Below are 8,803 nucleotides of genomic sequence, written 5' to 3' on the forward strand. Positions count from 1 at the left end.
TTCGTCGGGGCTTCAGTCAGGGCAAGGGTTCAAACTTTAGCGCAGACAATCCACCGAAGCAAGTCCGGAAGACAGTGAGCCCGCACACATGATCAGTCAGGCGCTCATCGTCCTACCTCGTTTCCCTGCACCATCCGCCAGCCTCGGGAGACTCAGCAGATCGGCACCGGGTCGGTGTCCGTGTCGCTCTGACTCGAATTAAGTTACGCATCGCCGATCATGAAGTCAAATCGGCTGGTCAGCGGGGGTTTCTTCGACGCGCGGTGATCATCGGCGCGCGCTCAGGGGCGCCAGTCGGCGGGGAANTCGCCGATCATGAAGTCAAATCGGCTGGTCAGCGGGGGTTTCTTCGACGCGCGGTGATCATCGGCGCGCGCTCAGGGGCGCCAGTCGGCGGGGAACCAGCTCGGCGCGGCCGCGGTGAACCGCGCGCGGTCCCACTGCCCGGCACCGGCGGGGATCGCGCCGAGCAACCGGGTCTCGGTGACGCGCGGCAGATCGTCGCGATTGCACTGCGAGGCGAGGTCGGGCTCGGCGGGCCAGGAACCGATGACCACTCCGGCGCAGGGCACGCCGGCGGCGGCCAGGGTGCGCGTGGTGAGTTCGCTGTGGTTGAGGGTGCCGAGGCCGGCGGCAGCCACGACGAGCACGGGGGCGCCGAGTTTGCGCGCCAAGTCCAGGAGGGTGAACTCCCCCATCCGCACGAGCAGGCCGCCCGCGCCCTCGACCAGGACCAGGTCGGCGTCGCTCAGCGCGTCGACGGCGGCGACGGTGTCACCGAGCGACAGCAGCGGCATGCCCGCACGGCGGGCGGCGGTGTCGGGCGCGAGGGGTTCCGGGTAGCGGGCGAGCTCGACAGTGCGGGTCACCCCGGACAGGCGGGTGACCTCGGCGAGGTCGCCGGGTGCGCCGGGGGCGATGCCGGTCTGGGCGGGTTTGCACACCGCGACCGAGCGGCCCGCGGCTCGGGCGGCGGCGGCCACGGCCGCGGTGGCGACGGTCTTGCCGACGTCGGTGGAGGTGCCGCTGATCAGCAGGAGGCTCATGCGGTCACCGGTTCCTTGCCGCGGGCGGCGGCGAGCACGTCGCCGAGTACCTCGGCGATGGTGCCGAGTTCGGCGGGGGTGAGGTTCGCGCGGGCGGTCAGCCGCAGGCGGGAGGTGCCCTCGGGGACCGACGGCGGACGGAAGCAGCCGACATCGAGGCCGCGGGCGCGGCAGGCCTGCGCGGCGTCGAAGGCGAGCTGGGCGTCGCCCAGGACGACCGACACGACCGCGGAGTCCGGTTCGGGCACCCCGGCGATGCGGGCGATATCGGCCGCACGGTCGAGCACCCGCGCCGCTATCGCGGGGTCGCGGCGCAGCAGTCCGAGGGCCGCGCGGGCCGCGCCCACCGCGGCGGGGGCCAGTCCGGTATCGAAGATGAACGTGCGGGCGGCATCGATGAGGTGGGCGCGGATGCGCGCATCGGCCAGGACGACGCCGCCTTGGGCGGCCAGGGCCTTGGACAGGGTCGCGGTGATGACCAGGTCGGGTTCGCCCGCCAGGCCGCTCTCGTGCACCAGCCCCCGACCGCCCGCGCCGCGGACGCCGAGTCCGTGCGCTTCGTCGACGATCAGGACCGCGCCGTTCGCCCGGCACACCCGGTGCAGGTCGGCGAGCGGAGCGAGGTCGCCGTCGGCGCTGAAGACGGAGTCGGTGAGGACCAGCGCGCGCTCCTCGGAGCGTTCGGCGAGCAGGCGTTCGACGGCGTCGACGTCACAGTGCGGGGCGATCTCCACCCTGGCCCGCGAGAGCCTGCACGCGTCGACCAGGGAGGCGTGGCTGCCTGCGTCGGAAACGACGAGGGTGCCGCGACCGGCCAGCGCGGTCACCGCGCCGAGGTTGGCGGCATAGCCGGAGGCGAACACCAACCCGGTTTCGGCACCGACGAATTCGGCCAGTTCGGCTTCGAGCTGGGCGTGTTCGGCGGTCGTCCCGGTGACGAGGCGGGAGCCGGTGGACCCGGCGCCCCAGCGACGCACGGCCGCGATGGCGCCCTCGACGACCTCGGGATGGCGAACCAGGCCGAGGTAGTCGTTGGACGCGAGGTCGATCGCGGACGACTCGGCGGGCCGCGGCCGCACATGCCTGCGCAGCCCGGCGTCGACCCGCTCGGCCGCGCGCTCGTCCAACCAGCTCAACGGATCCGTACTCACAGCTGAGGAGCTTACTTGAACGCCGTTCAGGCGGTGCGGTCGCGCCGTCATCCGAGGGTCGCCTTCACCGCGGCACGGACGGCGCCGGTGATGGTGGCGATGTCCTCGGTGGTGCTGATGAACGGCGGCATCGTGTAGACGAGCGTGCGGAACGGGCGCAGCCACGCCCCCGCGGCGACGGCCGCGTCGGTGGCGGCCCGCATGTCGACGGGCGCGTCGAGTTCGACGACGCCGATCGCCCCCAGCACCCGCACCTCGGCGACGCCCGGCAGCCCGGCGAGCGGCGCCAGGCCTTCGCGCAACTCGGCTTCGATCCGGGCGACCTCACCGCGCCAGTCCCGCGATCGCAGCAGTTCGATCGAGGCGATCGCGACGGCGCAGGCCAGCGGATTGCCCATGAAGGTGGGTCCGTGCATGAGCCCGCCGTGCGCGGTGCTGATCGTCTCGGCGATGCGCGCGGTGCACAGCGTGGCGGCGAGGGTGAGATAGCCGCCGGTCAGCGCCTTGCCGACACACATCACGTCCGGGGCGACGCCGAGGTGGTCGGCGGCGAACAGTTCGCCGGTGCGGCCGAATCCGGTGGCGATCTCGTCGAAGACCAGCAGCACCTCGTTCTCGTCGCAGATCCGGCGCAGCTCGGTGAGGTAGCGCGGGTCGTGCCAGCGCATCCCGCCCGCGCCCTGGACCACCGGTTCGACGATCACCGCGGCCAGCTCGTCGCGATGTTCCGCGACGGCTCGCTCGAGCTCGGCGACGTAGTCGGCCTCGAAGGTCGCCGGCGGAGCGGGGACGAAGACCTGCTCGGTGAGGACATCGGTCCACAGCGCGTGCATGCCGCCGTCGGGGTCGCACACGCTCATCGGGGTGAAGGTGTCGCCGTGGTAGCCGCCGCGCCAGGTGAGCAGCCGGTGCTTGCCCGGCGCACCGACGCCGCGCCAGTACTGCAGGCACATCTTCGCCGCGACCTCGACCGAGACCGAGCCGGAGTCACAGAGGAAGACCTTGTCCAGGCCGGGCGGCGTGAGCTCGACGAGCAGCTGGGTGAGCCGGGTGGCCGGTTCATGGGTGAGGCCGCCGAACATGACGTGACTCATCCGCCGCGACTGCGCGAGCAGGGCGGCGTCGAGCACCGGGTGCCGGTAGCCGTGCACCGCCGCCCACCAGGAACTCATCCCGTCGACCAGCTCGCGGCCGTCGGCCAGCGTCAGCCTGGTGCCCGCCGCGCTCGCGACGACCAGCGGTTCGGTGGTCGCGGGAAAGCCGCCGTAGGGATGCCAGACGTGCTCGGCATCGAGGGCGCTGATCTGCTCGGGGGTCAGGTCCACAGGTTTCCTCGTCGTCGCCAGGTGCCGTCGCCGACGGCCTTGAACACCGTTCAAGTTAGCACTCGCGCGACGGATCGGCCCCGGGGACGGCACAGGCCGGTCCGGCTCCGCTCGCGGCCGGCTGCGTGGCCGATGCGTGTTGACCAGGGGTGACGCAGCACCCACGCGCACCGCGCGCGGGCGGGGACCGGATTCCTCTACTGTCGTAGCATGTCGAGCCCGAACGACCGATCCGGTGAGGTGACCCCACTGGGCGTGTGGCCGGGCACCGCGTATCCGCTGGGCGCCACCTACGACGGCGCGGGGACGAATTTCTCGGTGTTCTCCGAGGTCGCCACCAAGGTGGAACTGAGCCTGATCGCCAAGGACGGCGCCGAGACCAGGGTCGAACTCGACGAGGTCGACGGTTACGTCTGGCACGCCTATCTCCCCGCGATCACCCCGGGTCAGCGCTACGGCTTCCGCGTCCACGGACCGTACGAACCCGAGCTGGGCCTGCGCTGCGATCCGAGCAAACTGCTGCTCGATCCGTACGGGAAGGCCTTCGACGGGCAGTTCGTCAACGACCCGTCGCTCTACACCTACGGCCTGGATTCGCTGGGCCACACCATGACCGGCGTGGTGATCAACCCGTTCTTCGACTGGGGCGCCGACCGACCGCCGAACCGCCCCTATCACGAGACGGTGATCTACGAGGCGCACGTCAAGGGCATGACGATGACCCACCCCGACGTGCCGGAGGAACTGCGCGGCACGTACGCGGGCCTGGCGCATCCGGCGATCATCGGGCATCTGAAGAGCCTGGGCGTCACCGCGATCGAGCTCATGCCGGTGCACCAGTTCTTCCACGATCACGTGCTGACCGATCAGGGACTGCGCAACTACTGGGGCTACAACAGCATCGGCTATCTCGCCCCGCACAACCAGTACTCGGCCCGCCCGCGCGGTGACGCCGCGGTCGCCGAGTTCAAGGCGCTGGTGCGCGCGATGCACGCCGAGGGCATCGAGGTGATCCTCGACGTGGTCTACAACCACACCGGCGAGGGCAATCACTTGGGGCCGACGCTGAGTCTGCGCGGCATCGACAACGCCGCCTACTACCGGCTCGACGAGACCGATCCGGCGCACTACAAGGACTACACCGGCACCGGCAACAGTCTCAATGTGCGGCATCCACACACCCTGCAGCTGATCATGGACTCGCTGCGCTACTGGATCCTGGACATGCACGTCGACGGCTTCCGGTTCGATCTGGCCGCCACGCTGGCGCGCGAATTACACGACGTGGACCGGCTTTCCGCGTTCTTCGACCTGGTGCACCAGGATCCGGTGGTGAGTCAGGTCAAGCTCATCGCCGAACCCTGGGACGTCGGCGAGGGCGGCTATCAGGTCGGCAACTTCCCGAGTCTGTGGACCGAGTGGAACGGCAAGTACCGCGACACCGTGCGCGACTACTGGCGCGGCGAGCCGGCGACACTGGGCGAGTTCGCCTATCGGCTCACCGGTTCCTCGGATCTGTACGAGTCGACCGGCCGCCGCCCGAGCGCCAGCATCAACTTCGTCACCGCGCACGACGGCTTCACGCTGCGGGACCTGGTGTCCTACAACGAGAAACACAACGACGCCAACGGCGAGGACAACCGCGACGGCGAGAGCCACAACCGGTCGTGGAACTGCGGTGTCGAGGGGCCGACCGACGATCCGGCGATCCTGGAACTGCGAGCGCGCCAGCAGCGCAACCTGCTGGCCACGCTGATCCTGAGCCAGGGCACGCCGATGCTGGCCCACGGCGACGAGATCGGGCGCACCCAGCTCGGCAACAACAACGTGTACTGCCAGGATTCGCCGCTGTCGTGGATGGACTGGTCGCTGGCACAGACCAACGCCGACCTGCTCGAGTTCACCCGCTCGGTGATCGCCCTGCGTACGCAGCACCCGATCTTCCGGCGGCGCCGCTTCCTGGCCGCCGGCCCGGGTGACGGCGCGGGCCGCAACCGCGAGATCGCCTGGTTCACCCCGGCGGGCGCGGAGATGACCACCGACGACTGGCACAGCGGCTTCGGCAAGTCCCTGGCGGTGCTGCTCGACGGAGACGGCATTCCGGAGCCGGGACCGCGCGGCGAACGCATCAGCGACGACTCGTTCCTGCTGTGCTTCAATGCGCACGACGAAGCGCTCGATTTCGTGCTGCCAGGACCGGAGTTCGGTGCCGAATGGACACTGGCCCTGGATTGTTCGACCCCCACCGGAGCGGCCGACGGGGCCCACCCCGCGGCCGCGTCCCTGCCCGTCCCCAGCCGCTGCCTGCTCGTCCTGCGCCGAACCGCCTAGCCGAAACGATGACCGAGACCTACGTGACCGATCCGCTGACCCTGCTGCACCGCGCGCCCATCCGGCCGAGCACGGTGCGCAGCACCTACCGGCTGCAGCTGCGGCCGGACGCGCTCACCTTCGCCGATGCCCGGGCCATCGCCGAATACCTGCAGCAACTGGGGGTCTCGCATCTGTATCTGTCGCCGATCCTGACCGCCGGGCACGGCTCGACGCACGGCTACGACGTCACCGATCCGACGACGGTGTCGGCGGCGCTGGGCGGGCCGACCGGGCTCAAGGCGCTCTCGGACGAGGTGCGCAGTCGCGGGATGGGGTTGATCGTCGACCTGGTGCCCAATCACGTCGGCGTGGCCGATCCGCGACAGAACCCGTGGTGGTGGGATGTGCTGCGCGACGGGCAGCAGTCCAAGTACGCGAAGTACTTCGACATCGATTGGAGTCCGGGCAACGGGGCAGGCGGGCGGCTAGCGCTGCCGGTGCTGCAGAGCGAGAACGACCCGGCCGCGCTGACCGTCGACCGATCCGGCCTTGAACCCATGCTCGCGCTGCACGATCTGCGGTTCCCGATCGCACCGGGCACCGACGGCGACAACGCGCTGCGCATCCACGATCGCCAGCACTACCGGCTGGTGAGCTGGAAGGCCGGCGTGTGCACCTACCGCCGGTTCTTCGCGGTGAGCAGTCTGGCCGCGATCCGGCAGGAGGATCCCGAGGTCTTCGAGGCGACCCACCGCGAGCTGGCCGCCTGGTGCGAACACGATCTCATCGACGGTGTGCGGGTGGACCATCCCGACGGCCTGTCGCATCCGAGCGCCTATCTGACCCGGCTGCGCAGGCTGATCGGCCCGCAGCGGCTGCTGCTGGTGGAGAAGATCCTGGCCAACCGGGAACCGCTCGACGCGACGCTGCCGGTCGACGGCACCACCGGCTACGACGCGCTCGCCGATCTCGGCGGCGTCCTGATCGATCCCGCGGGTGAGACCGCGCTGACCGAGCTGTCCCAGCACGTCGCCGGGCACGGCAGCGACCGGGCCTGGTTCGGCGAAACCGAGCACCGGATCAAGCGCGCCGTCGCGGAAACCATTCTGGCGCCCGAGATCCGGCGGCTGGTCGCCGCGATCAAGCGCGACGGCAACGCGGGCAGCTTCGACACCCTCGCCGTGAGCAACGCGACCATCGAGGTGCTGGCGTTCATGCCGGTGTACCGGGTGGACTACGCGCCGCTGGCCGGGATCACCGCCGCGGTCGTCGCCGAGGTGGAAAAACGCAATGCCGAACTGACGGTGCCGCTGTCGGTACTGGTGACCGCGCTGTCGGTGGGTGGCGAGGCGGCGACGCGGTTCTCCCAGGTGTGTGGCGCGATCACCGCCAAGTCGGTCGAGGACACCATGTTCTATCAGGGCGCGCGGCTGGTGTCGTTGCAGGAGGTGGGCGGCAATCCGGCGCGCTTCGGGCACTCCGTCAACGACTTCCACCTGTCCAACAGCGAACGGTCGCAGCGCTGGCCGGCGACCATGACGACGCTGTCGACCCACGACACCAAGCGCGGCGAGGACGTGCGCGCCCGGATCGGGGTGCTGTCGCAGGTGGCCGAGGTCTGGTCGCAGCGGGTGCGCGGCTGGCTGGAGACCACGCCCGCGCCCGACGGCGCGACAGCACTGTTCCTGCTGCAGAACATGTTCGGGGTCTGGCCCGCCGACGGGCGGCCCGCCTCGTCGGTGCCGGGACTGCGTGATCGCCTGCATCTGTTCGCGGAGAAGTCGATTCGCGAGGCCGGGACCAAGACCTCCTGGGAGGAACCGGACGCGGAGTTCGAGTCGGCGGTGCACCACTGGCTGGACGCGGTGATCGACGGCCCCGTCGGTACCGGCATCGGCGATCTGGCCCACGAGCTGGCCCCGCACGCGTGGTCGGACGCGGTGGCGCAGAAGCTGTTACAGCTGTGCGGGCCCGGTATCCCGGACATCTATCAGGGCACCGAACTGTGGGAGGACTCCCTCGTCGACCCGGACAACCGCCGCCCGGTGAACTTCGCCGTGCGCGCCGGGCTGCTCCAATCCCTCACCGAGCCGCCGACATTGGACACCACGGGGGCGGCGAAGATGTGGGTGGTCGCCTACGCGCTGTGGTTGCGCAGGGAACGGCCGGAGTGCTTCGTCGGCGGGATGTACCGCCCGCTCTATGCGGTCGGCGAGCACGCGCAGCGGCTGGTCGCCTTCGGGCGCGGGCCCGCGGGCGAGGCGCCGGAGGTGATCGTGGCCGCGACCAGGCACTCGGTCGGGCTGGCCGCGACCGGCTGGCTCGACACCACTCTGCATCTGCCGGAAGGCAATTGGATCGATCGGCTCACCGGCACCACGTTCGCGGGCAGCGTCCGGCTGGACAAGCTGTTCACCCGGCTGCCGGTGGCCCTGCTGGTGCGCTGAGCCGACGTCACGGCCGGTGGGCGAGCACCGCGAACATCGTGACCGACAGGTGGTAGTCGCCGGTCGCGACGCCGTGCGCGACCGCGGCGGTCAGCTCCTCGGCCTGGTCGGCGGTGATCACCCCGGCGGCGCGGCCGGTGGCCACCATCTGCCCGACCAGCGGTGTCGCGGTCTCCGCGTCCCAGATCACCGCGGTCGCGGCCTGATCGTCGACGACGAATCCCGCCCGCACCAGCAGCCCGCGCAGGAGCCGGCCGGAGCCCGGGTTGGCGGTGGTCGCCCGCATCAGCTCCGCCAGCGCGGCGACGACAGCTGGGTCGCCGGGGTGCAGGATCGCGGTGTACCAGTCGCTGTCGATCAGACATACCCGGCCGCCGGGGCGCAGCACCCGGGCGATCTCGGCGGTGGCGGCGGCGGGGTCGTCGAGGTGCTGGAAGACCCGTTCGCAGCGGACCACATCGACGGAGCCGTCCGGCAGCGGGAGCGCGGCGGCGGTGCCCTCGACGAACTCGGCGGCGGTG

Annotated in this window: 6 protein-coding genes; 2 read left to right on the forward strand and 4 right to left on the reverse strand. The window is 70.7% G+C overall.

Annotated elements, in window-relative coordinates:
• Positions 1-377: 377 nt before the first annotated feature.
• From bioD to V8688_RS30000, 3 genes are read right to left on the reverse strand one after another with little or no spacing between them, the layout of a single operon-like run.
• Complete coding sequence (bioD, locus tag V8688_RS29990) at positions 378-1,046, reverse strand: dethiobiotin synthase (protein ID WP_342802204.1); 669 nt, start codon at positions 1,044-1,046, stop codon at positions 378-380.
• Positions 1,043-2,197, reverse strand: coding sequence for an 8-amino-7-oxononanoate synthase (locus V8688_RS29995; protein ID WP_218720670.1), 1,155 nt, complete (start codon positions 2,195-2,197; stop codon positions 1,043-1,045). The genes bioD and V8688_RS29995 overlap by 4 nt, the downstream gene beginning before the upstream one ends.
• A gap of 47 nt (positions 2,198-2,244) precedes the next feature.
• Positions 2,245-3,522, reverse strand: coding sequence for an adenosylmethionine--8-amino-7-oxononanoate transaminase (locus V8688_RS30000; RefSeq protein ID WP_342802205.1), 1,278 nt, complete (start codon positions 3,520-3,522; stop codon positions 2,245-2,247).
• 210 nt (positions 3,523-3,732) lie between these two features.
• On the opposite strand from V8688_RS30000, the gene glgX reads away from it, so the two are divergent.
• Positions 3,733-5,853: a glycogen debranching protein GlgX gene (gene glgX / locus V8688_RS30005; protein WP_316573221.1), complete on the forward strand. Its 2,121-nt coding sequence runs from the start codon at positions 3,733-3,735 to the stop codon at positions 5,851-5,853.
• Between the two features lie 8 nt (positions 5,854-5,861).
• Complete coding sequence (treY, locus tag V8688_RS30010) at positions 5,862-8,282, forward strand: malto-oligosyltrehalose synthase (RefSeq protein WP_342802206.1); 2,421 nt, start codon at positions 5,862-5,864, stop codon at positions 8,280-8,282.
• Between the two features lie 7 nt (positions 8,283-8,289).
• Here treY and V8688_RS30015 read toward each other — a convergent pair.
• A partial coding sequence (locus tag V8688_RS30015; protein WP_342802207.1) for a methyltransferase domain-containing protein occupies positions 8,290-8,803 on the reverse strand: 514 nt, incomplete at its 5' end.

The organism is Nocardia sp. No.11 (assembly GCF_038752175.1).
GTDB classification, from domain to species: Bacteria; Actinomycetota; Actinomycetes; order Mycobacteriales; family Mycobacteriaceae; genus Nocardia; species Nocardia canadensis.

Bases quoted from the DNA above. Each gene is read 5' to 3' on its own strand.
- treY (WP_342802206.1), top strand. From the start codon at position 5,862: ATGACCGAGACCTACGTGACCGATCCGCTGACCCTGCTGCACCGCGCG.
- glgX (WP_316573221.1), top strand. From the start codon at position 3,733: ATGTCGAGCCCGAACGACCGATCCGGTGAGGTGACCCCACTGGGCGTG.
- bioD (WP_342802204.1), bottom strand. From the start codon at position 1,046: ATGAGCCTCCTGCTGATCAGCGGCACCTCCACCGACGTCGGCAAGACC.